The sequence below is a fragment of the Cupriavidus gilardii genome (assembly GCF_008801915.1).
Taxonomy (GTDB): Bacteria; Pseudomonadota; Gammaproteobacteria; order Burkholderiales; family Burkholderiaceae; genus Cupriavidus; species Cupriavidus gilardii.
The window spans coordinates 165357-189349 of the sequence record NZ_VZOV01000005.1; the positions used below are offsets into that span (position 1 = coordinate 165357).

At 70.2% G+C, this 23993-nt stretch carries 17 protein-coding genes; 15 read left to right on the forward strand and 2 right to left on the reverse strand.

The genetic code is table 11. The features are described 5' to 3' along the window. Positions 1-2 precede the first annotated feature (2 nt). From sctC to F7Q96_RS09385, 11 genes are all read left to right on the forward strand, one after another. Complete coding sequence (gene sctC, locus F7Q96_RS09335) at positions 3-1748, forward strand: type III secretion system outer membrane ring subunit SctC (protein WP_226995064.1); 1746 nt, start codon at positions 3-5, stop codon at positions 1746-1748. Further along, positions 1748-2947, forward strand: coding sequence for an FHA domain-containing protein (locus F7Q96_RS09340; protein WP_244959173.1), 1200 nt, complete (start codon positions 1748-1750; stop codon positions 2945-2947). The genes sctC and F7Q96_RS09340 overlap by 1 nt, the downstream gene beginning before the upstream one ends. A gap of 129 nt (positions 2948-3076) precedes the next feature. Further along, positions 3077-3280 (forward strand): hypothetical protein, encoded by a 204-nt coding sequence (locus F7Q96_RS09345; RefSeq protein ID WP_006580119.1) that lies wholly within the window; start codon positions 3077-3079, stop codon positions 3278-3280. Positions 3281-3381: 101 nt separating this feature from the next. Further along, positions 3382-3810 carry a hypothetical protein gene (locus tag F7Q96_RS09350; RefSeq protein ID WP_053823831.1) on the forward strand — a complete coding sequence of 143 codons (429 nt, stop codon included), beginning with the start codon at positions 3382-3384 and terminating at the stop codon, positions 3808-3810. Then, a complete protein-coding gene (sctJ, locus tag F7Q96_RS09355) occupies positions 3807-4616 on the forward strand; it encodes a type III secretion system inner membrane ring lipoprotein SctJ (protein ID WP_226995067.1) in 810 nt (269 codons plus the stop codon). The genes F7Q96_RS09350 and sctJ overlap by 4 nt, the downstream gene beginning before the upstream one ends. Further along, positions 4616-5437 (forward strand): type III secretion system protein SctK, encoded by an 822-nt coding sequence (locus tag F7Q96_RS09360; protein WP_151022528.1) that lies wholly within the window; start codon positions 4616-4618, stop codon positions 5435-5437. The genes sctJ and F7Q96_RS09360 overlap by 1 nt, the downstream gene beginning before the upstream one ends. Further along, positions 5419-6027 (forward strand): type III secretion system stator protein SctL, encoded by a 609-nt coding sequence (gene sctL, locus F7Q96_RS09365; protein WP_053823833.1) that lies wholly within the window; start codon positions 5419-5421, stop codon positions 6025-6027. Before F7Q96_RS09360 ends, sctL begins: the two co-directional genes overlap by 19 nt. A gap of 54 nt (positions 6028-6081) precedes the next feature. After that, the gene (locus tag F7Q96_RS09370) at positions 6082-7509 is read left to right on the forward strand and encodes a FliI/YscN family ATPase (protein ID WP_082371728.1); all 1428 of its coding nucleotides are present in this window, start codon (positions 6082-6084) and stop codon (positions 7507-7509) included. Then, a complete protein-coding gene (locus tag F7Q96_RS09375) occupies positions 7506-8018 on the forward strand; it encodes a type III secretion protein HrpD (protein ID WP_053823834.1) in 513 nt (170 codons plus the stop codon). Before F7Q96_RS09370 ends, F7Q96_RS09375 begins: the two co-directional genes overlap by 4 nt. Next, a complete protein-coding gene (sctT, locus tag F7Q96_RS09380; protein ID WP_151022530.1) occupies positions 8015-8812 on the forward strand; it encodes a type III secretion system export apparatus subunit SctT in 798 nt (265 codons plus the stop codon). Before F7Q96_RS09375 ends, sctT begins: the two co-directional genes overlap by 4 nt. A 9-nt stretch (positions 8813-8821) precedes the next feature. Continuing rightward, entirely contained in the window at positions 8822-9856 is a 1035-nt protein-coding gene (locus F7Q96_RS09385) for an EscU/YscU/HrcU family type III secretion system export apparatus switch protein (protein ID WP_053823836.1), read from the forward strand. Positions 9857-9937: 81 nt separating this feature from the next. On the opposite strand, the gene F7Q96_RS09390 is transcribed toward F7Q96_RS09385, so the two are convergent. Next, a complete protein-coding gene (locus tag F7Q96_RS09390; protein WP_212762788.1) occupies positions 9938-10987 on the reverse strand; it encodes a helix-turn-helix transcriptional regulator in 1050 nt (349 codons plus the stop codon). Positions 10988-11485: 498 nt separating this feature from the next. Continuing rightward, entirely contained in the window at positions 11486-12778 is a 1293-nt protein-coding gene (locus F7Q96_RS09395) for an MFS transporter (protein ID WP_053823838.1), read from the reverse strand. A gap of 608 nt (positions 12779-13386) precedes the next feature. On the opposite strand from F7Q96_RS09395, the gene F7Q96_RS09400 reads away from it, so the two are divergent. From F7Q96_RS09400 to F7Q96_RS09415, 4 genes are all read left to right on the forward strand, one after another. Then, the gene (locus F7Q96_RS09400) at positions 13387-21051 is read left to right on the forward strand and encodes a DUF4781 domain-containing protein (protein ID WP_151022532.1); all 7665 of its coding nucleotides are present in this window, start codon (positions 13387-13389) and stop codon (positions 21049-21051) included. Between the two features lie 170 nt (positions 21052-21221). Next, entirely contained in the window at positions 21222-21875 is a 654-nt protein-coding gene (locus tag F7Q96_RS09405; protein ID WP_249041661.1) for an SRPBCC family protein, read from the forward strand. Between the two features lie 103 nt (positions 21876-21978). Further along, positions 21979-22980, forward strand: coding sequence for a LysR family transcriptional regulator (locus F7Q96_RS09410; protein ID WP_053823841.1), 1002 nt, complete (start codon positions 21979-21981; stop codon positions 22978-22980). A 174-nt stretch (positions 22981-23154) separates the two neighbouring features. Next, positions 23155-23958, forward strand: a complete 804-nt coding sequence (locus F7Q96_RS09415; RefSeq protein WP_053824607.1) for a putative hydro-lyase — start codon at positions 23155-23157, stop codon at positions 23956-23958. Positions 23959-23993: the final 35 nt, after the last annotated feature.

A 23993-nucleotide genomic window follows, 5' to 3' on the forward strand; every position in this document is an offset into this window, starting at 1 on the left:
CCATGGCGGGCGCAATGCAGGGCCGTCCGTCGACAGATAAGACGCTGCCGCCGCGGTATGCGGGCGCGCTGCGCATGATGGTGGCGGTGGCGCTGCTGCTCGCCCTGTGGCTCGGCGCGGCCGGGCCGCTGCACGCGGCCGACCTGAACTGGCCCGGCAAGCCGTTCCAGATCTCGGCCAGCGAGAAGCGCGTGGCGGACTTCCTGCGCGAGCTGGCGTCGACGCAGGGCACCACCGCGGTGGTCGATTCGCGCGTGGACGGCACCATCAGCGGCCGCTTCTCCGATTCGCCGCTGTCGATCCTGCGCAGCGTCTGCGCCAGCTATGGCCTGACCTACTACTACGACGGCTCGCTGCTCTATATCGAGCCGGCCGGCGAGGCGCGCAGCGAGGTCATTCCGTTCGCGCGCGGGGCAGGGGACCGGCTGAACGATGCGCTCGAACACATGCAGGTCATCGACTCGCGCTATCCGATCACGATCAACGACGACGACGGCACCGTGATGGTCTCGGGCCCGAAGCGCTATGTCGAGACCGTGCGCTCGGCGGTGCGCGCCTTCGACGATCGCGCCGTCAACGACGACCGCGCCGAGGTGCAGATCTTCCCGCTGAAGTACTCGTGGGCGTCGGACTTCCGCATCAATCGTTCCGGCAAGGACATCACGGTGCCGGGCGTCGTCACGGTGCTGCGCAGCCTGTACGGGCGCCAGCGCGCCGGCACGGCGACCACGCCGGTCAGCATGGGCCCGAGCCGCGGCGCCAGCCGCATGGCCGAATTGCGCAGCGGCGGGGCCAACAACATGACGCTGCCGCAGGCCAATCCGCGCCAGGTGCTCGAGTCGATGAACGACGGCTCCACCGGCATCGGCCAGCCCGGCTTCGGCAACTGGGGCTTTGGCGGCCTGCCGCAGTTCCAGGCCGATACGCGGCTGAACGCGGTGATCGTCCGGGATGTTCCGGAACGGATGGCGCAGTACCAGCGCCTGATCTCGTCGCTCGACGTCAAGCCGCGGCTGATCGAGATCGAGGTCACGATCATGGACATCAGCCAGGAAAACCTGGACAGCCTCGGCGTCGACTGGCGCCTGCATACGCGGCACGTCGACCTGCAGCTTGGCGGTGGCGGCGGTTCGCCGCTGACCTTCGGCAATGCGCGTTCGGAGGGCGGCACCACCGGCAATACCGCCGGCTCGGGCCTGCAGTTCACCGGCGCGATCGGCAACGACGTCACGCGCTACCTGTTGACCCGCGTCAAGGCGCTGGCCGAGCGCGGCCAGGCCAACTTCGTCGCGCGCCCCAAGGTGCTGACGCTGGACAACACCGAGGCCGCGCTCGAGAACATGCGCGAGTTCTACGTGCGCGTCGACGGCTTCCAGGATGCCGGCCTGTTCAACGTGGTCGCCGGCACCGCGGTGCGGGTGACGCCGCTGGTGATCGACGAGCGGGAAGGGCGCGCGGTGATGCTGAGCATCGATATCGCCGATGGCGACCTGTCCGGCGAGACCGTCGACAACATTCCGATCGTGCGGCGCCGCTCGATCACCACGCAGGCGATGGTCGACGAGGGCAAGAGCCTGCTGATAGCGGGCTACACGGTGGAAGAGAAGCTGCGCGCATCGTCGGGCGTGCCGTTCCTGCAGGACGTGCCGATCATCGGCAACCTGTTCAAGTACCAGGAGAAGCGCCAGGCCAACATGGAACGCTTCTACCTGCTGACACCGCGTCTGGTGATGCCGGGGATGAGCTGATGGCCACGTTGCACGCCGATCCGCACGCCGATTCGTACGTCGATCCCCACGCCGATCCGCTCGCCGGCCCGCCGCGCCAGGAGGCCGGCGCCGCCGGCTGGACGCTGCGGCTGCTGGGCGGCGCCGTCTACGGGCGGGTGATCTCGTTGCGGCGCGGTGCCAATGTGCTGGGCGCCGCCAGCGACGTCGACATCAGCGTGCCCGGCGACGACGTGCAGCCGCGCCATCTGGTGCTGAACGTCGGCGAGCTGGCGGTGTCGGCCGAGCGCATCGGCGAGGCGCAGGTCAAGGTCAACGGCCGCGACACCACGCAGCGCGTGATCGCGCTGGCCGGTGGCGACATCCTGACGGTCGGCTCGCTCGACATGGAGTTGCTGCGCGCCGCGCCGGCGGCTTCCGAGACTACCGACACGCTGTTCGCGTGGGCCGAATCGGGCCGCCGCGCCGCGCGCGCCGACAGCGACGAGCCGGTGCGCCAGTCCAGCCGCTGGGTGCTGGGCGGCATCGGCGTGCTGGTGGTGGCGCTGCTGATCGGTGCCGGCTGGCTGGCCGCCACGCTGTCGCAAGACGGCGGATTCGCCCGTACCGCGCAGGTCGACCCGGCCGCGGTGCGCGAGACCGTCGCCGGCTATCCGGAATTGGAGGTGGTGTCGCTGCCCAACGGCGCGGTCGCCGTGCGCGGCTTCGTCAATTCGCGCGTCGATCGCCAACGCATCGCGCAGGCGCTGGCGCCGTTCGGGCGCGGCGTGCAGCAGCAGGTCCGCTCGGCCGACGACATCATCGAACACATCCAGCGCTACGTCGACGAGCCGGGCGTCGGCATCGCCTATCAGGGCAATGGCCGCGTGGTGCTGACCGGCACGGCGGACCCGGTGGCGGGCCGCGACAAGGTCAAGCGCGTGATCGAGGACCTGCACCCCGGCGTGCTGGTGTCCGACCGCATCGACTACCGCGAGACCGCCGACAGCCGGCGGCGCCATCTGCGCGAGGGCCGCTGGGACAACTGGCAGGGCGTGTTTCCGGCGCGGGTGGTCAGCATTACCGACAACGGCGACGGCACGCGCTATGTGCAGCTGGCCAACGGCAGCCGGTATTTCGAAGGGGCCGTGCTGAAGAACGGCGCCGAGATCGAGAAGATCGAAGCGGACGGGCTGGTGCTGAAGGAAGGCAAGGGCGGCGAGCCGCCGCCGCAGCGCTAGGGAGCGCTGGAGTGCGCCGCAGGAATTCGCCGCGGTCTCTCGCAAGGGGCCGCGGCAGATCGGTTCCGCATCGCCGATGTGGAGTGTTTGGCAGTACCACTTGAGTACCACTTGACGAAGGAGATGGAAATGGCTGGTGAAGTCGATCTGAACGCCAAGATGCAGGAAATCCAGCAGAAGGCCCAGGAGTTCTCGGTGAACATCATGGCCCTGCAGGACACGCTGACCCGTCAGAACGCCGTGGTCAGCAGCGAAATGGCGCACAACACGCAGAAGGCCAACCTGGTCCAGGGCGCGATGCAGGACGTCAAGCAGACGTCGAGGACCAACTGACGGCGGCGGGGTCGCGCGCGTCGCCGGACGGCCACGGCGCCGGTCCGGCGCGCCGCGCACCCTGACCCGCTTGTCCCTGATTTCAGTCGAGGAGAACAGCGATGGATCCCACCGCGATCGCCGCCCAAGGCGCCGTTGCCGATACGGCTACCGTGTCCGCGCACCAGCAGGCGCCACAGGCCAACCAGGCCGCCGATCCGGCCGACGCGCGCACGTTTGCCGAGATGGTGCAGCATGGCGCCGCCGGCGGCACCACCGCCAGCGAGCCGAGCTCGTCGTCGCTCGGCGCCGCGATCCGCACCACCTATGTGTCGGCGGGCGAAGAGGCGGCACGCCAGGCCGCGCGGCTCGACGAGATGCGCGAGAGCATGTTCGCCGCGATCCAGCAGGGCAGCACCAGCGACGTGGTGTATCAGGCCATGATGCTTCAGACCGAATCGCTCGAGCTGTTCTCGTCGATCCATGTCACGTCGAGCATCGGCAGCGCGGGCACCAATCTGTTCAACAGCCTGCTCAAGAACCAGCAATGACGCCGATCTCTGCGGCTTCGGCCATGCCGGCCACGCGGCGGCGCCGGCTGTCGCGTCTTGCCCCGCTCGCACTGGCGCTGCTGCTCGCGGCCTGCCGCGTCGACCTGTATGCCTCGCTGAACGAGGCCGAGGCGAACCAGATGCTGGCGGTGCTGACCGCCGAGGGCATCGACGCCGACAAGGTCCGCGCCGGCGAGACCGGCTGGAGCGTGCGCGTCGACGAGGCGCAGCTGCCCGCCGCGCTGGAGATCCTGCGCAGCGAAGGGCTGCCCGGCGAGCGCTTCTCGTCGCTGGGCCAGGTATTCCAGAAGCAGGGACTGGTGGCCACGCCGACCGAAGAGCGCATGCGCTATATCTTCGCGCTGTCGCAGGAACTGTCCGAAACGCTGCGCAACATCGACGGCGTGGTGACTGCGCGGGTGCATGTGGTGATCCCGGCCACCGATCCGCTGTCGGACAAGATCCGGCCGTCGTCGGCGGCGGTCTTCATCAAGCATCGTCCCGATACCGACCTGCGCCTGCTGGTGCCGACGGTCAAGGACATGGTCGCCCACAGCATCGAGGGCGTGACCCACGACAAGGTCTCGCTGTCGCTGGTCGAGGCGCGGCCGTTTACGCCCATCGGGCCGGTCGCCCGTGCACCGGCCAGCCAGGGCTTCCCGGTCGGCCGCTTCGCCGCGATCGCGGGGGCGGTGATCGCCGCGCTGGCGCTCGCCGGGCTCGGCGTGCTGGCGTGGAAACGCGGCGGCCTGCGGCAGGCGTTCGGCCGCCTTGGCGCCCGTCCGTCGACGAGGAGCCGTGCCTGATGGTCGCGCTGGCCGCGCCGGGTCTGCCGCATGGCCTGCATGCGTCCTCGCATGTGCCGTCGCTTGCGCTGGCCCGCGCGGTCGCCGATTTCGCGCAGCGCCCGCTCGCGCATCAGCATCCGAGCTGGCTGCCGCGCGAATGGCCGCTGCCGCTGCGCAAGGCTGACCGCTTCGGCCCTGCCGCGGCGCAGATATTGGCGGGGCCGCTGGCGCTCGGCGGCGACGAACCGGCGCGCGGGCGATTGCTGCAGGCCTTGCTCGACGGGCGGGGCGACCCGCTGGCAAGGCTGGTGCTGCTCGATCGCAGCGCGCTGCGGCTGCTCGCGGTCTGGTGCGGCATGACGGTGCACAAGCCCGGCTTCGCCAGCGAGCGCAGCCGCCTGGCGCAGCAGCTCGACGGCAGGCTGGGGGCGCTGGCGCAGCCACTGATCGGCACGGTGCCGTACCGGCTGCGGCGCGCCGCGCGGCGCTTCGATCCGCAGGCGGTGGCCTTCATCCTGAAGCGCGTGCCCGATCTGCCGGACCTGCCGATGAATCTCGATCCGATCCGCGCGCGGCCATCGTCGGCCGCCCGCGTGATGGCCGAACGCGGCTACCGGCTGCTGTGCGGCCTGGTGCAGGCGCTGCCGCCGGCGGCCAGCGGCACGGCACAGGGCGATGCCCCATCCGCGCTGTTGAACGCGGTGCGGCGCAAATTCCCGCGGCGGCTTGCCGCGCTGCCAGTGCCGGCGCTGAGCCGCCCGCAGGCCGCGCAGCTGCGCGAGCTGCTCCTGCTCAATCTGATTCCGGAACGGTTTCCGACATGGCACTGGCTTTTCTGATCACCAGTGAGAACCTGCAGCTGCTGTCCGAGCGCAAGGTCCTGAAGGAGGCGGAGTACGCGGCGCTGATGGACGCGGCCGAGGTCATCGAGGCCGCCCGCCGCGAGGCGCACCGCATCACCACCGACGCGCAGCGCGACGCCGAGCAGCGGCGCCAGCACGGCTACCGCGACGGCTGGGCCAAGGCCCAGGCCGAGCACGCCGCCGCGCAGGTCAGCGCCGCGGCGGAGGCGGAGCGCCAGCTCGGCGCGATGCGGCGGACCATGGCCAATATCGTGATGAAGGCAGTTCAGCAGATCGCCGGCGAGCTCGATCCGGACATCATCCTCGAGGTCGCGCTGCAGCGGATCGACGTGCTGGTCCGCAGCGAGCCCTTCATCACGATCCAGATCCCGCTCGGCCGCGAGCAGGCGGTGCGCAACCTGCTCGATGCGATGGCCGAGACGCTGGACTGGCCGCGCCGCGCCAACGTCGTGGTCGAGCCCAGCCTCGAGCCCGATGCCTGCCGCATCCTGACCCCGTCCGGCACGATGGAGGTGGGGCTGCAGGCCCAGCTCGAAGCGTTTGCGCGCCGGGTGCAGGCCGGTTGATCCCTGCCCATACCCGACCGGAAGCATCACGCCGCGTCCTTGACTCCCCGATCCATGGCCGACCCGCTCCCCACCTCAGACCTGAAGGCCGCGCTGCAGCACGCCGCGCTCGATCTCGAACGCGCGTTCGACCACTTCACGCCGGTGGCGATGCGCGGCCGCGTGTCGAAGGCGGTCGGCATGCTGATCAATGCGACCGGCATCCAGGCGCATGTCGGCGAGATCTGCCAGCTGGTCACGCCGGGTGAGCCGCCGCTGCTCGCCGAGGTGGTGGGCTTCGAGCAGCAGACCGCGCTGCTGACGCCGCTCGGACGCACCACTGGCGTGTCGGCGGTGACCGAGGTCGTGCCGCAGATGCACGGCTACCGTTGTCCGGCTGGCGCCGCGCTGCTGGGCCGGGTGCTCGACGCGCTGGGCAGCCCGATCGACGGCCGCGGGCCGCTGGTCGGCGTCAGCCAGGTGCCGGTCGAGAACGAGCCGCCCGATCCGCTGACCCGCGCGCTGATCCGCACGCCGCTGGCGACCGGCGTGCGCGCGATCGACGGCCTGCTGACGCTGGGCGAAGGCCAGCGTGTCGGCATCTTTGCGCCGCCTGGTGTGGGCAAGAGCACGCTGCTCGGCATGCTGGCGCGCGGCGCGCAGAGCGATGTCAACGTGGTCGCGCTGGTCGGCGAGCGTGGCCGCGAGGTGCGCGAATTCATCGAATACAGCCTTGGCGATGCAGGGCTGGCCCGCACGGTGCTGGTGGTCGCGACGTCGGACCGCGCGCCGATGGAGCGGGTCAAGTGCGCGTATACCGCGACCGCGATCGCCGAGCATTTTCGCGACCAGGGCAAGCGCGTGCTGCTGCTGGTCGATTCGCTGACCCGGCTGGCGCGCGCGCAGCGCGAGATCGGCCTGGCCAGCGGCGAACCGCCGACGCGGCGCAGCTATCCGCCGTCTGTCTTCTCGATGCTGCCGCAATTGCTGGAGCGCGCCGGTACCGCCGCGCGCGGCTCGATCACGGCCGCCTACACGGTGCTGACCGAAGGCGAGGACGACAGCGACCCGATCGCCGAAGAGGTCCGCTCGATTCTCGACGGCCATATCGTGCTGTCGCGCAAGCTGGCCAGCGCCGGCCAGTATCCGGCCATCGACGTGCTGGCCAGCGTCAGCCGCGTGATGCCGCATGTGGTCGACGACCAGCAGGCGCGCCATGCGGCCCGGCTGCGCGAGCTGCTGGCCAAGTATCGCGAGCTGGAGCTGCTGCTGCAGATCGGCGAATACCGTCCCGGCGCCGATGCGGTGGCGGACGCGGCGGTCGCGTCGATCGGCCAGATCCGCGCCTTCCTGGCGCAGCCGGCCGGCAAGCTGGATACCTACGAGACCACGCTGCGCACGCTGGAGCGGGCGATCACGCCGCCGGCTCCGGCGGTGACGCCAGCGACGGCGGCGATGGCCGCGGCAGGGCGCGCGCCCGCTCAGCAGGAGGCGAAACGATGAACGGGCAATCGACCACGGTGCCGCTGCGCCAGCTCGAACGCGTGCGCGAACGCCGCCACGAGGACGCCCATCGCGAGATGCGGCAGAAGCGCGATGCGTTTCTCGAAGGCATGCGGGCCGCCGAGGCGGCGCAGGGCGCGGTGCGCGCGGCGCTGTCGGAGCGCGCGGCGTTTCTGCAGCGCCTGCGCGACAGCGCCGCGAAGGAGGGCGTCGCGATCTCGGGCCTGCTCGATGCGCAGGCGTGGCAGGCGTCGTTCGACGCCCGCATCGCCCGCGCCAATGCCGCGCTGGCGCAGGCCCTCGATATCGCCGGCCAGCGTCGTGCCGAGTTCGAGCAAAGCCGCCGGCTATGGGCAGAGGCGCAGGCTCGGCTGACCGGCACCCGCGAACTGATCGGCCGCGAACAGGCCGCGGCAAGGGCTGACATCGAGCGCCGCGAGGAAGAGGCCGCCGAGGAGGCGGCGCTGCGCGTGTGGCAGCGGGGCATGGGAGCAGGCATCAAGGCATGATCGATCCGGCGATCTTCTTCCAGTGGGGCCGCGAGACCGTGATGCCGATCCTGATGGTGATGCCGCGGCTGCTGACGGCCTTTACCGTGGTGCCGTTCCTGTCGCACCAATCGATCCCCGGCGTGGCGCGCAACGGCATCGTGCTGGCCATCGCGCTGTTTGTCTCGCCGGGCGCCCGCGTCGACATCGACGCGGTGGCGGGCGGACTGTGGCTGCTGCTGATCCTCAAGGAGGCGTTCATCGGCCTGCTGCTGGGCATGGCGTTCGGGCTGTTCTTCGTCGCGCTGCAGATGATCGGCGAGCTGATCGACTTCCAGACCGGCTCGGGCAACGCGACCTTCTTCGATCCGGTGACGCAGCAGGAGGACGGGCCGATGGAGAACCTGCTGTCCCACCTCGGCATCGCGCTGTTCGCGTCGTTCGGCGGCCTGTTTGCGATGACCGGCGTGATCGTCGAATCGTTCGCCTTCTGGCCGGTGATGTCCTTCGGTCCCGATGTCTCGCTGTCGTCGTTCCAGTTTGCGAATATCTATGCCGGCACGATGTTCTCGTGGGTCGTCAAGCTGGCGGCGCCGATCCTGCTGCTGCTGGTGATCGTCGAACTCGGCTTCGCGTTGATCGCCCGCTTCGTGCCGCAGTTCGACGTGTTCCAGTTCGCGCAGCCGGTCAAGATCACGGTCGCCTTCCTGATGCTGGTGCTGATGCTGTCGGTGATGGTGGACACGCTGCAGGGCTTCCTGCGGCCGGACAACGCGCTGATCGACCTGCTGCGCGGACGCGCGGGCGTCCAGTGAGGCCACGCCATGGCCGATAGCGAAAAGAACCTCGAGGCGACGCGGCGCAAGCTGGACGACGCGCGCAAGCGCGGCGAGGTGCCGCGCAGCAGCGATGTCACGTCGGCCTTCGTCTTTCTTGGGGTGCTGATCGCGCTATGGCTGCTCGGGCGCTATTTCGTGCGGCTGTTCCAGGCGCTGTGGCTGAGCGCGATGGGCGCGATCGACCAGCATCTGGCCGACCAGCAGATGCTGGCGCTGGGCGAGGCCGGTGCGCGCTTCCTGCTGATGGGCGTGCTGCCGATCGCGGCGATCGCGCTGGTCTGCGGCATCGTCGGCGCCTTCGTGCAGGTCGGACCGCTGGTCGCGTTCGAGCAGATCAAGCCGCAGCTGGCACGGCTGAATCCGGCCGAGGGGCTGAAACGGATGTTCGCGGTGCGCAATCTGGTCAATCTGCTGAAGACCGTGATCAAGATCGCGCTGCTGGGCGGGCTGATCTATGTGCTGGCGCTGCGGGCGATCGAGGACGGCGTGCGCACCGGCTATGCGCGGCCGGCCGAGATCCTGCTTCTGATCGCCCATATCCTGCTGATGATGTGCTGCTGGGCCGCGGTGATCTACCTGATCATGGCGGTGATCGACTACGTGCACGAGCGCTACGAGTTCATGAAGCGCCAGCGCATGAGCATCGAGGAATACCGGCGCGAGTACAAGGACACGCAGGGCGATCCGATAATCGCCGGGCGGCGCCGCGCGGCGTTCTTCGAGGCGGCGTTCTTCGGCGTCGGCGAGCGGGTGCGGGTGTCGACCGCGGTGGTCTATTCCACGCAGTACGCGGTGGCGCTGCGCTACGACGGGCCCGGTACGCTGCCCAAGGTGGTCGCCAAGGGCGGCGGCCAGGTCGCGGCCCGCATCCGCCAGGCCGCCGCCGACTACCTGATCCCGTCGGCCTTCGATTCGGACCTGGCGCAGCGGCTCTATCTGACGGTGCCGCTCGATCGCTTCATCGACCGCTCGCTGTTCGAGCGGGTGGCGGATCTGATGCGGTGGGCGAAGGGCGGGTGAACGCTGCAGGATGGCGAAGGTCGATGAGCGGCGATGAAGGACGGGGCGCTTCCACTCGCCTCGCGCCCGGCCATCGTCGCATCAGCCCTCCAGGAACGCTTCTTCCGCGCAATAGCGCGCCGCCGTCCTTTCGCGAAGGCCGCCGCCCCTTTCCATCCGCTCGGCCCGATCCATTCTCTCTACGGCCGTGGCGATCAACGTCGGGTCCTGCATCGTGGCCGCATGCGCCAGCTGTACGCGATTGCGCACGCCGAAATGGCTGCGCAGCCGGCGCATGTGGTAATCGACGTTGAAGATCGACATCTCCATGCGGTTGGCGATCTGCTTGTCCGACAGACCTTGTGCCAGGCAGGCCAGGATGTCGCGCTGGACCTCGGACAGGCCGTCGCGCTGCGTGCCGCCGAGCGCCGGGATATCGGCGTGGCAGGTCAGGAATTCGTGCAGCGCGAAGCCGACGGTCAAGGCCTGGCCGATCACCGGGTCGCCGATCCAGCGGCGGCTCTCGATGCCGGAGGCGAAGCTGATCGCGACGAAGTCGCTGGTGCCCGGCATCGGCAGGTTCAGGAACACGCCACTGCGGATGCCGGCGTCGCACAGGTCGTCGAGGAAGCGGCGCAGCCGCAGCGCCTGCGTGCCGCCCGAGGTGCTGCGCTCCAGGTCGCTGACGTCCCACACCAGCGGCAGGCCGAAGGTGCCGGGCCGCGGCTGGCGCGGATCGACCTCGTAATAGCGCTCGCGCAGGTAGTAGTCGCGCCAGGCAGGATGCGAATAGGTATCGAGGAAGGTGCGCATCTGCACCTGCCCGCCCACGGTGGTGGCCGTGCCATAACGGAGCCAGTCGAAACCGATCCCCCGGATCGCCGACTGCATCAGCGCGGTGCGCGATTCATGCGAGCTTTCGCGCAGCAGGGCCTCGACCAGTCCCGGCATGCCGCCCTGGCGCGTGCGCCGCTGGACGGGAACGATATGCCGTTCGCCGAATACCTTGATGCCGTGGGGGCCCGCCACGGGCGGCAGGCCACGTGGACCGCGGGCCGACGTGCCGCCGCTTGTGGCGCGCGGCAGGTCGGCACTCAGGGTCCGCGACAGGCTGGTGTCGCGGCCCAGGCCGGCTTCCACTACTTTTTCCATCGATCGCCTCCGACAAATGCGTATGGCTGCCGCATTGACGCGACAGCGTGAAGGCTTGCCGTGCTCGGTCCGCTGGCGACATGGCGCGCCCGCTGGCCAGGCCTTCAGGCAAAGCCCAACATACTGCTGACCCATTCCCGTCGGAAAACCCGGATGGCGCCGCGGTGCGGCGTGCCCGGTGTTGTGCGTGCCGCGCGTTGCGCGGCCGCTATCGCTATCGATATCGATGCTGTGGTGGTGCGAAACCGTGATGGCGCCAGCGGTGGCTGCTGCTGCCATCCGGCGCCGGCCAAATTATTGCAAGCCAAGATGTCATGACATCGAACGCGCATTCCAGCCGTGCGATGCGGGGCCGCATTGCCATCCGTCGCGATGCCCGCGAACGGCGATACGGCAAGGCCTGCGGCCGGTTGATGCGATGCGGCGACGATGTTGTATATACGCCACTTTCCTTAGGCCCTGAAGGGTTATCGCCGCGCGCATGGGTTCCCGGATCGCTCATGCTTCCAGCGTCTTGCCGCGCGTTTCCGGCAGGGTCAGCGCGGCGACGATCAGCACCCCGTATGCGCCGGCGGCGAACACGCCGATCGTCTGTCCCAGCGGCATGCTTTGGCTGACATGGCCGATCAGGAAGGGGAACAGCGCACCGATCGCGCGGCCCACGTTGTAGCAGAAGCCCTGGCCCGAACCGCGCACGCTGGTGGGGAACAGCTCGGTCAGGAAGGCCCCCATGCCGGCGAAGATGCCGGAGGCGAAGAAGCCCAGCGGGAAACCGAGGATCAGCATCACGGTGTCGTTGACCGGGATCTGCGTGTAGATCAGCGCGATCGCCATCGAGCACAGCGCGAACAGCATGAAATTGCGCTTGCGGCCGATGCGGTCGGTCAGGTAGGCGCTGGTGATATAGCCCAGGTACGAGCCGACGATCACCATCGCCAGATAGCCGCCGGTGCCGAGCACCGTCAATCCGCGCTCGGTCTTCAGGAAGGTCGGCAGCCAGGTCGTGATCGCGTAGTAGCCGCCTTGCGCGCCCGTCGTCAGCAGCGCGGCGCGCAGCGTGATCGACAGCAGCTTCGGCGAGAAGATCGCGGCAAACGACGTCTTTTCGGCGGAGGCGGCCTCCCTGGCCTTGTGCTCGGCATAGACCTGGGGCTCCTTGACCAGGCGCCGCAGGAAGATCACGAACACCGCAGGCAGCAGGCCGATCAGGAACAGCGCGCGCCAGGCGGTCTCGGGCGGCAGGATGCTGAATACCAGCGCATACAGCAGCGCCGACATGCCCCAGCCCAGCGCCCACCCGGCCTGCACCATGCCGACGGCCTTGCCGCGGTCCTGCGAGCGGATCGCCTCGCCCATCAGCACCGCGCCCGCGGTCCATTCGCCGCCGAAGCCGAAGCCCATCAGCGCGCGGGCGATCAGCAACTGCTCGTAGTTCTGCGCCAGGCCGCACAGGAAGGTGAAGAAGGCAAACCAGACGATGGTCAGCTGCAGCGTGCGCACGCGGCCGATGCGGTCGGACAGGATGCCGGCGACCCAGCCGCCCGCGGCCGAGGTCAGCAGCGTCGCGGTGCCGATGAAGCCCGCATCGCCGCGCGTGATGCCCCAGGTCGCGATCAGCGTCGGAATCACGAAGCTGAGGAACTGCGTGTCCATCGCGTCGAGCGCGTAGCCGACCTTGCAGCTCCAGAACGTGCGGCGCTCGCCCGGCGTGATATCGCGATACCAGGCAAAAAGGCCGTTCGACGGTCGGCTTTGCTGCTCCCCCTGCATGCTGCCAATCTGCGTTTCCATGCGTTCCTCGTCGTGGTGTCTCGTCGCGGTGCGTCGGTACAGGCTGGATCCGGGCCAGAGCGCGCGTCCCCACTTGCAGGCGGATTGCCCGCGGCGAAGTCGGACGACTCGCGGCGGTCTGCGGGAACCTGTCATGCATGGATGGACGTCCCCCGGCATCTGCATTCTTCAAATTCGCCGGGCGGCTCGTCCAACTATTTTTTAGCTTGGGTCCTCATAAGAAAAAATTGAGATCGCCACTAAATCTCGGTCAATACGCGGGCCCCGGCCAATCTGGCATTCCCGCGCACCCAGGCGGATATCGGGTTTTCCCCGATGACGCGATCTCGCCAGATTCGCGAACCGCGCACCCTTCTTCACCTACCGCCCGATCGCTCCTGCAGGGCAACGCGTAAGCATACGGCGCGCCAGTGACATGCGGGGCAGGGCATGGACTACGGAGACTCGTAGGGAGATCGCTGTGCAGCGCAGCAGCGGCGGCGCGTTGCACCACGAGGGTTCGTGTCGTCACGGGCCCTTCATCGACGCGCGGTTTGATGGCGGCGCCCCGGGTCAGGGCGCGTCCGCATCGGCATGGTGCCTCGCCCGGCCTTCGTTTCGAGGTCACGATGAGCTATCCCGCCGATCTGTCAGGTCCCTCGACGGTGCGCCCCGTCACGGTCCCGCCGCCGCCGCCGCCCCCGCCGCCGGCACCGTCCGCGCCGCCACCAGGCACGGCCGATGCCGAGTCGAACTCGGCCGCGCAACGACAGCGCGAACTGGCCGAGCTGCAGGCCCGGCTGCAGCAGATGCGGGAGCAGATTGCCGCGATGCTCGAGCGGCTGCGCCAGGCACAGGAGGCGGAGGCGGCCGCGCGCGCGCAGGCGGAAGCCGCGCGCGAGGCCGCCGAGCGTTCGCAGTCGCGCGACGATATCGCCAGGGCCGAGGCGGCGGAGGCCACCGCGGCGACGCGCAAGGCCGAGCTGAACGAGGCAGCGCTCGAACTGGACGCACATGACAAGCGGATCGCGCTCGACGAGGCCAAGGCCGAGACGCTGCGCGAACCGGGTCCGCAGAACCAGACCAAGGTCGACACGGCGCAGGCCGCGTACGACGATGCGCAGCAACTGCACACAGTCTCTGTCGCCGATGTCAATGCCAAGCGGGCGGACGAGGCGCTGGCCGCCGCCGACCGTGCGGTGACGGCGTTGGCCCCGCCGGGCAGCGATCCGAACAAACTGAATGCTGCCGACCAGCAGGCACTGAGCGAGGCGCGCGAAACGGCCGGTGCCGCCCGACGGCAATCGGACAGCGCGGCGGCGGCGCTCGAAACCGAATGGCGCCGTTACGAGCGCGATGCAGCGCAGCGCGAGCTGGCCAGGACCGGGCGCGAGCTGGAACAGGCCGGCGCGGCCCGCGAGCGTGCCCGCTCGGAAGGCGATGCCGCGGCGCTGCAGCGGGCCGATGACGCCTACGGGGCGGCGCTGGACGCGTGGTGGGTGGCGGACCGGGAGGCGGCCGCGGCGCAGGCATCGTGGGACGCGCAGGTGGCCGCCAACGACCTCGCCGCCAGGGAGGAGCAGCATCGCGTCGACGAGACGCGCGCCAACCAGTGCCTGGTCGAACCACCCGAGGTCCAGCAGGCCAGGCAGACGCTGGAGCAGCGCAATACGGCCGCGCAGGCCGCGCTGACCGAAGCCCAATCGGCCAGGGACGATCAGGCCGCGCGCAAGACCTTGCGCGACCGTGCCGCCCAGATCGACACCGAATACCGCGAGGCGCAGACCGGCCTCGAGCAGGCCCGCACCGCGTACGAAGGCGCGACGAATCCCGATGCCCGCGAGAAGGCGCGTATCGCCTACGCCGACGCCCAGGACCGCATGCAGGCCGCCCGCGGCGACCACGACGCGCTGCAGGCATTGCGCAGCTCGCAGCAGGCCGACGCGGCGCTGGTTGAGGGACTGCGCGCGCAAGAGAAGGGCGGGGCCGGTGCGCCGCACGACGACCGCATCGCCACGCTGCGCGAGTCGGCAAGCCAGGCGCGCGCCAACCTGCAGGGGACAGTCGCAAACGCCAACGGCGACGCGGCCGATGTGTTGCGGCAGGGCCGGACCGACGAATGGCGCAAGGACGGCGGTGCGGCGCAGCGGGCCTTGCCGACGGCCGATGAGGCGGCAGCCAACGCGGCGCAGACCTATGAGGCGACGGTGCGGCGGCCGGGTGCCACGCAGCAGGAAATCGACACCGCGCGCGAGCGCCGCGACGAAACGCGGCTGGCGCAGGCGGTCGCCCATGGCCGCAGCGACGCGCTGGCTTCCACCGAGGCGAGGCGCGCCGCGGAGGGCGAGTACGCACTGGCGCTGGAGGCCCATCGCACGCACGATTTCTCCGCGTCCGCGCCGGCCGGCCCGCTCGCACCGTCCGGACCGTCCGGGCCGCTCGCGCCATCCACGCAGCCGCCGGGATCGTTGCCGAGCACGGGCCCTTCGCTGTCGACCTCGCCGCTGCTGACGCCAAATTTCGGCGAGGCCGCGCGCCCGGCGCCATGGACCGTGTTGCCGCCCGGTATCGATGCAGCGGCCGGCAATGCCAGCGGGGACACGGCAGCGGCGCCGCCCACATCCCCCACCTCGACGAGCTCCACGTCGGCCACCGCGCCGCTGCTGGCGGCGCCCGGTTCGCCGCCGGTTGCCGTCAAGGAGAATGGGCGATGGTATGTTCAGTACCCGGCCCAGTTCTCGGCGCAGTCTCCCAACTTGTACGGCAGCTATCCGGCTGCGCCGACAACGCTGTCGCTCCCGGGGCAAAGCCCATCGCGCGTCGAGATGGATCCGGTCACGGCCCGCGTATGGGAAGCGCATGCGCAGCTGCAGTCGGCCATCGCGGCGGAGGATACCGCCTGGCGCGACTATGAGACGCTGAACAACGATGCGCAGGCCATCGCGCAGGCTCGCCGCGAAGGCAATGCGTCGGCCAATGCCAATGGCGCCAGCCCCGGCCAGAACCCCGGCGCCGACGCAGACCCCGAACTGACTCGGCTCACCGCGCAGGTCGACACCGACCATCGCGCGCTGCTGGCCGCGCTCGGCGCCCGCCTGACCGCCGAAGACCGTGCGCGCGACCTCGGCGTCGACGTGGAGAAGGACGAGACCGTGGTTTCCGCCGGCGAGGCGCTGGAGAGCGCCCGTGCCACGGCGTCAGCCAGCGCCGCCGAGCTCGAACGCTATCGCAGCGAGCGCGACAGCGGCGCGGCCAGCGACGACGTCGAGCGCCTGCGCAACGCGCATCAGGCATGGAAGCGGGAGCATCCGTTCCTGCGCGAGCAGGACGCGCCGACCTGGGCGCCGCTGCAGCAGGCGCTGGACAACGAGGACGCCGCGCGCCAGCAACTGGTGCAGGAGGCCGCGCAGGCCGGCGCCGCGCAGGAGACGCGCGCACTGACGGCGACGCTGACCCCGGAGGAGCGCGAGGACCCGGCAGCGCTGTACGAGCTGTTCGTCTCCGAGCCGCGCGCGATGGCACAGGGCGTCATCAACCAGCACTACGTCGACTATGGCGGCCGGCCCTACGAGATGGCGGGCCGCACCCATGCCCGCAACATGGCGGGGCTGGCGCTCGGCATTCCGCCCGAGGTGCAGCTCGCGGGCGACGCCGACGCGCAGATGGAGACGCTGCGCAAGCAGGACGTCTTTGCCGGCATCGACGACGACTACGCCGACATGCTCGACGTGGTGGCCGACCAGCTGATCGAGCAGGGCGGCGAGCATGCGCGCGTGACGCTGCTGCCGGTGGTCTACGCCAGCCGAGAGCGCGGCATCGTACGCACGATGCTGTTCAAGGTCGAGACCGACCAGGGTCCGCGCTTCGTCGACGAGGCTGGGCGCGCGTACGACGATTTGAAGGACTACCGCGAAAACAATACGCTGCCGGCCGCCGATGCCGTGCTGGCGATGCCGCGCGACGGCGAGTTCACGGTGGACAGCAAGGGCAATATCGAGCTGGAGATCGGCGACGCACGCATCGAGAGCGGCTGGGAGAGCTTCCGCCGCAAGACCCATCTGGACACGATCGCAGCCGGCGTCGGCATCGTCGCCGGCGTGGTGCTGGTGGTCGGCTCCGGCGGCGCGCTGGCGCCCGTTGCCATGGCCGCCGCCGGGGCGGCGACCGCCTACGGCGTGGGCACTTCGGCGGCCAGCATCGCCGACCAGATCTCGCATGGCCAGAGCTGGAACCCGGACAAGAACCCGCAGATGCTGATCGACGGCCTCAACATCCTCGCCGCCGCGCTGGGCGTGCGCGCGGGCGTGGCCGGCGTCAGCGCGGCACGCAGCGGCCAGCGCGCGCTGGTGGCCGAAAGCCGGGGCCTGACCGACGAGGCCAGCCAACTGGCGCTGCGCACGCAGGCGTTGCAGCAGCAGGCCACCCGCAGCGGGCGCCAGGCGCTCGCCGTCGGCGCCGGCACCTATGGCTATACCGCGTACTCGGCCGTGTCGAACTGGGAAAACATGACGCCCGGCGAGCGCGCCACGACGCGCACGCAGCTGCTGCTCGGGGGCGTGCAGTTCATGATCAATCCGGTCAGCGGCCGCTGGATCCGCCAGGGCGCCACCGGCGCGCTCGCCGGCACGCGCCACGCCGCGACGGCATGGCGCGGCACGGTGGCCGGCCTGGACCGCGGCGCGCAGGCGCTGTCGACGCTGACGATGCCGCTGCGCAATGCCATGCAGACGCCGCTGGCGGCGGCCCGCATGCGCCTGGGTCAATGGCAGGACACGCTGGCACAGCGGCTGCCGGCGCTGTCCAGCCTGGCCGGCTTTCCCGGTTCGCTGAGGCGGCAGGGCGCCGATCCCGCCGGCGCGGCACGGCCGCCGGCGACACCGGGCCCGTCGGCGGCCCAGCCTCGCACGGAAACGCCGCCGCACAGCTATCCCGTGGCCCGTACCCGCTGGCGCGCGGTACAGGACCGGCTCAGCCGCGTCGATACGCTCGGCATGCTGAACTGGCTCGACGCCGGGCGCCGCGGTGCGGCGCAGGCGATCGGCAAGCAGCGCGATGCCGAGGCCAAGCTGGTGCGCGCGGCGCGCGAGACGGCGTTCGAGGACGGGCAAGCGCTGCAGCGCTGGCTGTCCGGGCCGATGCGCCAGCAGATGCGGCAGATCGAGGCACGCGCGCAGTCGCAACTGGCGCGGCTGCGATGGGAGACCGACACCGCGCGCCAGCAGGCGATCGTCCGCGATCTGCGCCGGCTCGACGCGGCCGCGCAGCGGCTCGCCACCCGCTGGCATCCGCTGCTGGCCATCGGATTGCGGCAGGAGCTGCGGCGCATCGAAGCGAATCAGCGGGATTTCAAGGGCTCGGGCGACGTGCTGGCGCCGCGCGCCGAGGCGATGCGCCATTTGCGCGGCGAGCTCGCGCAATGGCGGGCCGCGCTGCCGTCGCGGCAGGTGCCGACGCCGCGCGATGCCGGTACCGTGGCGCATGCGCATGCGCAGGCGCTGGTGTCCCGCATTGCCACCCATCGCGCTGCGCTGACCGATGGCGCGGCATTGGTCGCGAAGACGCTCGACGCGATGCGCGTCAATCGCGACGCCGTGCTCGACTTCGTGCCCAAGGGCAGCACCAGGCCGGTTCGTGCATCGATCGAAGGCGATATCCATGCGGTTGCGCCGCGCCGCTCCACCGATCCGAACGCAGCGACGCCCGCCATGCCGGTGCTGCCGCCACGCTGGCAACGCGCCGTGGCGGCTTCGCTGCGGCAACGGTTCCGCATGGGGATGGCCGACGCGGCTACCGGCCTGCTGTGGCTGCAGGCGCGGCGCCTCGGCATGCTGACGCCGCGGGCATCGCTGCGCCTCGCGCTGCAAGGGCGCACCGCGGCGGCGGCTCGTACCGCCGACGGCATGACATGGTCCACGGTGATGCGGTCGGGCCCGGCGCGTCCTCACGCCGATGGCAACAGGACCTCGCGCAACGGCGCGCTGAACCGCCTCGATGCGGGCCGCGCGATCTTCTATCAGGAGCGCGCCAGCGCGCTGGCGGCAAAGGCGGCCGCGGCCGGCAATACCAAGTCCAAGCTGGCGGCATGGCAGGCCTTCGTCGATGCCGTGGCCGCGCATTCGCCCGACGTCGCCCGGCGCCTTGGCGCGGCGGGCGGCGTGCGGGAGCGCTACCAGGGCGGCGAGGCCGGAACGGTGCGCCGCTGGCAAGGGTTTGTGCCCAGCCGTGCCGAGGCGCGCGGCAGCGATTCGGCGCGCGAGGTCCGGCGCGCCTATGCCGAACTGCTGCTCGCGGCGGCGCGGGTGCGCAAGCGCGATACGCGGCGCGCCGCGGCTGCCAGCGTGCGCGCGTGGCGGCAGTCGCTGCGCAGCGCCAACGACGCGGCGCGGGTCACCGACGCGCTGTCGGCGCGATTGCAGACGGCGACGCCCGGCACCGCGACCCATCGCGCGCTGACGCGCCAGCACGCGCTCGCGGTGCAGGCGCAGCGGCTCGCGCAGACCAAAGCCGAACGCGCGGGGCGCGCGGTGTTCGGCGAAGGCGGTCTGACACCGAGGGCACGCACGGCACAGCGCGGTCGTGAAGCCCAACCGCCCGCGGACGGCGCGCTGGCGGCGCTGCGCGACACCCATCCCGCGGCATGGCGGCGGGTACTGGAGCGTGCGGCACGCCAGATGGAACGGCTCGCGCGGCAGGGCGGCGCCGACTCGCCGTGGCAGGCGCAGGCCGTGCAGTTGCGCGACCTGGCCCGGCAGGCCGCCGCCGATCCGCGCCTGACCCGCGTCGGCGAGGGCGTGGCGGCGATGCGCCAGTGGCGCCAGGCCGAATGGCAGCGGGCCGACGCCCGCATCGCCGAACAGCAGGCCACGCAGGCGTGGCGGCACGCGCAACGCACGCAACGTACCCAACGCGGGCAACGCACAAGCGCAGGCCAGCATGCCGATCGCCAGGACCTGCGCGCGGCAATGAACCAGGCCGCGGCGCGCCATCGAGACGCACGGCGCGAAGCACTGGAGGCAAGGCGAGCGGCTTTCCGCCCAGGCACCGGCGCCATCGATCGGCTGGCCGTGGCAAATCCGCGCGCCGCGGACAGCCTGCTCGCCTGGGCGCAGCGCCAGCAGCGTGCCGACGCGCGGCTGGGCACGGTGTCGCTCGGGCCGGTGCGGCAGCGTATGGAGCGCACGGTCCCGACCGCGCTGCAGGGCGGGCTCGCCAACGCCAGCGGCGACAGCACGCTGACCGTCGCGCAGATCCGCCGCGGCCTGCAGCGCGGCGCGCGCGTGGCGGCGCTGGCCCATGGGGCCTACGCGGCCGCGACGGGCCAGGTCGACGTCTCGCGCGATCCGCGCGAGCTGCGCAAGTACAACCTGCCGGATACCACGCGCATCGACGGCTGGCAGATCACGTTCCGCTCGCGCGACGGGCTGAACTCGATGACGCTGTGGCTCAATATCGGCGGCATCAAGTCGCTGTGGGTCGGCGGCAGCACCACGCCGTTCGCGTTCTCGCGCGACGGCAAGACCACCGTCGGCACGCGCGACGGCGTCAATATCGTCGAAGGCGGCGTCGCCTATCGCTTCGGCTTGCCATGGCTGTCGAAGATGGGCATGGCGAGCCTGCGCGTCGGCCACGTCAAGCACAACATCCTGCGCACCAACTTCGCCAACGGCCGGCTGACTGATGTGGACGGGCAGGCCACGTGGTCGTGGCCGGTCACGCCGGTGCTGATGGATGCGACCAATATCGGCCCGCTGCGCTTCTACGGATCGAATACCGCCAACCGGCTGCAGATCGGCCAGTACGGCAGCAAGGTCGGACCGGCGCAGCTGTGGTACCTGAAGGGGCCGGACCTGTCGAAGTCTCGCGTCAGCGAGATCGATGCGATCACGCTGAACAAGGAATTCCAGTGGCCGGATCTGCTCGGGTCGTCCGGGCGCGATCGCGCGGCATCGGCCGAGGCCACGCATGGCGCCGCGCCGCGCGTCTTGGCCGAGCGGCAGGCCACGGCGCCGACGATGGAGGCCCCGCATCGCAACCTGTCGCGTCGCGCGGCCTCGGTGCTGGCGGGCTACCACCAGGTGGCGCCGGGCGACACGCTATGGGACATCGCGCGCAGCCATCGCGACATGCTGCTGGATGGCGACGGCGGGGCGGGTGCCGTGCCCGGCGGCGACGTCGCGCAGACCAGCCGGGCGCTCGACCACCTGCTGCAGCTCAATGCCTCGATCGGCGATCCCGACCGCATCGTGCCCGGCTGGCTGGTCGATATCGCCCCGCAGCAAACCAGCCAGGGCTGACAACGGCGCGGAAGTTCCCGTCCTACGAAGGCTCGGTGATGGCAAGGCGCGCCGCTCGCGGTACGCTACGCCATCCTCGAGCCCGGCCGCGATGGCCGGGCATGGACGCGCATGAACACGCGTGGAGGCGCATCGACGCACAACCACGCGGATCCAGGCGCATTGGCGCATTGGCCCATCTCGCACCGACCACCATCATTTCTCCGACGACCGATTCCTCCGCCGGCATGCCCGATCACCACCCATCCTTCGTCCTTCCACGGCGGCGTCTTCGCGGCGCGCGGCTGGCGGCGCTGGCCGCGCTGGCCATGGCGCCCGCCGCCCATGCCCAACTGGTCCCGGTCGAGCGCTCGATCCTGATCCATCGCACGCCGCAGCAGGTGTGGGCGCAGGCCGGCGACTACTGCGCGATCGCCAAATGGGACAGCGCGTTGCGTTCGTGCAGCGTGGTGCTGGGCGACGGATCGCCTGGGACGGTCCGTCGTGCCGAGCGCAAGAACGGCGGGCCGCCTGTCGTCGACGTGCTGGTCGATCGCGGACCGTACTCCTACGTCTACCGCAAGCTGTCCAACCATACGCGCGGGCGACTGCAGGTAAGTCCCGGTCCCGACGCGGGCACCGCCGTGGTAACGTGGCAGATGTGGCTCGACCCGCTGTCCGTGCCCGCCGGCCCGCGTGCGGAGTATCCGCAGGCGCTGGGCAACGAAATGCAGGCGGCGCTGGGCCGCATCAAGGTGCTGGCCGAACAGCCGGTCGACAAGGCGCCGGTCCATCCGGTGCGTGAGTCCGCCGACGCGGCACGTCCGTCGACGCAGGGAAGTTGAGCGACACGGCTGCGGTGCGCGGGCGTGGCGCCGTGGCGCGCGATGCCGGTGTTGTTCGCTCGCGCCAGCCGCATCGTCATTTCCGTGTCCAATCCCTGTCGACATGAACCTGCGCTTTCTCGAGACGTTCGTCTGGGTCGCCCGTTTGCGAAGCTTCCGGCTGACCGCGGAAAAACTGTTCACCACCCAGGCCTCGATTTCCAGCCGCATCGCCGTGCTGGAGGAGGACCTCGGCGTCAAGCTGTTCCTGCGGGACTCGCGCGGCGTCTCGCTGACCCCGCAGGGCCAGCAGGTGCTCGAATATGCCGAGCGCATGGTCAACACCATGCACCGGCTGCGCCAGTCGATCGATTCCACGCGCGTCAGCGAGGGGCGCCTTCGTATCGGCGCGATGGATTCGGTCATCCATACCTGGCTGTCGTCGGTGGTCCGCCGCGTGATGGAGGCCTACCCGGCGCTGGAGATCGAGCTGACCGCCGATGCGGCGCTGAACCTGTGCGACCAGCTGCAGAAGGGCTATCTCGACATCATCTTCCAGACCGATCTGCTGCGCGTGGAGACCGTGCGCAATATCGAACTGGCCAAGTATCCGATCCGCTGGATCGTCGCCAAGGGCTCGGCCTATGACAGGCCGTACCGCTCGCTGGCCGATCTTGCCGGCGAACGCGTGATCACCTTCGTCAAGAACTCGCGCCCGCATCAGGACATCCTGAGCCTGTTCCATCTGAACGGCGTGGAAACGCCGCGCGTCAGCTGCGTCAATTCGGTGGCGGCGATGACGCGGCTGATCGGCGAGGGCTTCGGCATCGGCGCGGTGCCGCCGGTGCTGGTGCGGCGCGAGTTGGAGGACGGCACGCTGACCGTCGTCGAGATCGACAGCCATCCGCCTTCGCTCGATATTGTCGCCTCCTGGCGCACGGGCGCGGGGCTGGAGCTGTCGGAGTCGGTGATCGCGCTGACGGTCGGCGTGGTGGCCGCGTTCTGCGCCGAAGCGGGCGAGGACAAGGCGATGCTGATGGCCAATGCGGCGGCGCAGAGCAGCGGCGGCGAGACCGGCGGCGATATGGACCGCGCTATGGACCGCGATACCCCGCGCGACGCCTGACAGCGGCTGCCTCCATTCCCGAAGGCAAGCATCGCTTGCCTTTGTCATCGAAAAGCCTTATCGCGCTGCATCCAAAAGTTTTGTTGGACAGTGCGTCGGCGCGGCGTCCAGAATCGTTGCACACCTCGCGACAGCGCACGTTGCGCTCGCGTGCACGACTCCACGCCGACGACCATGAACCTGCCCCTCCAGCAAGCCAACGGACTGTTGCCAGAAGACCCCGCCGCGCTGCGCGCGCTGATCCGCTCCGGCCGTTATCGCGGCCATACCAGCGGGCTCGCCAGAGGCTATGTCCAGGCCAATATCGTGATCCTGTCGCGCGACTGGGCCTATGACTTCCTGCAGTTCTGCGCGCTGAACCGCAAGGCCTGTCCGCTGATCGACGTCACCGAACCGGGCGATCCGGTCTTCCGCAATCTCGGCGTCGACGTCGATATCCGCACCGATGTGCCGCTGTACCGCGTCTACCGCAACGGTACCGACTATCAGGAGACCACCGACATCGCCGCGCTGTGGCGCGACGATTTCGTGGCGTTCGCGATCGGCTGCTCGTTCTCGTTCGAGCATGCGCTGATCGCCGCCAACGTTCCGCTCAAGCATATCAATCTGGGCCGCAACGTCGCGATGTTCCGTACCTCGATCGAGACGCGGCCCGCCGGACGCCTGTCCGGCAAGCTGGTGGTGTCGATGCGTCCGCTGAAGGCCGCCGATGCGATCCTGGCCACCGAGATCACGGCGCGCTATCCGGACGTCCACGGCGCACCGGTGCATATCGGCGATCCACGGCTGATCGGCATCGAGGATATCGAGGCGCCGGACTACGGCGACGCGGTGCCGGTGGACGAGGACGAGATCCCGGTGTTCTGGGCCTGCGGCGTGACGCCCCAGGCCGTGATCCGCGAGGCCCGCCCCGAGATCTGCATCACGCATGCACCGGGCTGCATGCTGGTCACCGACCTCGACAACAACCGGCTGTAGATGATTTCGATGACGGGGCGATGACGGCGACGGCC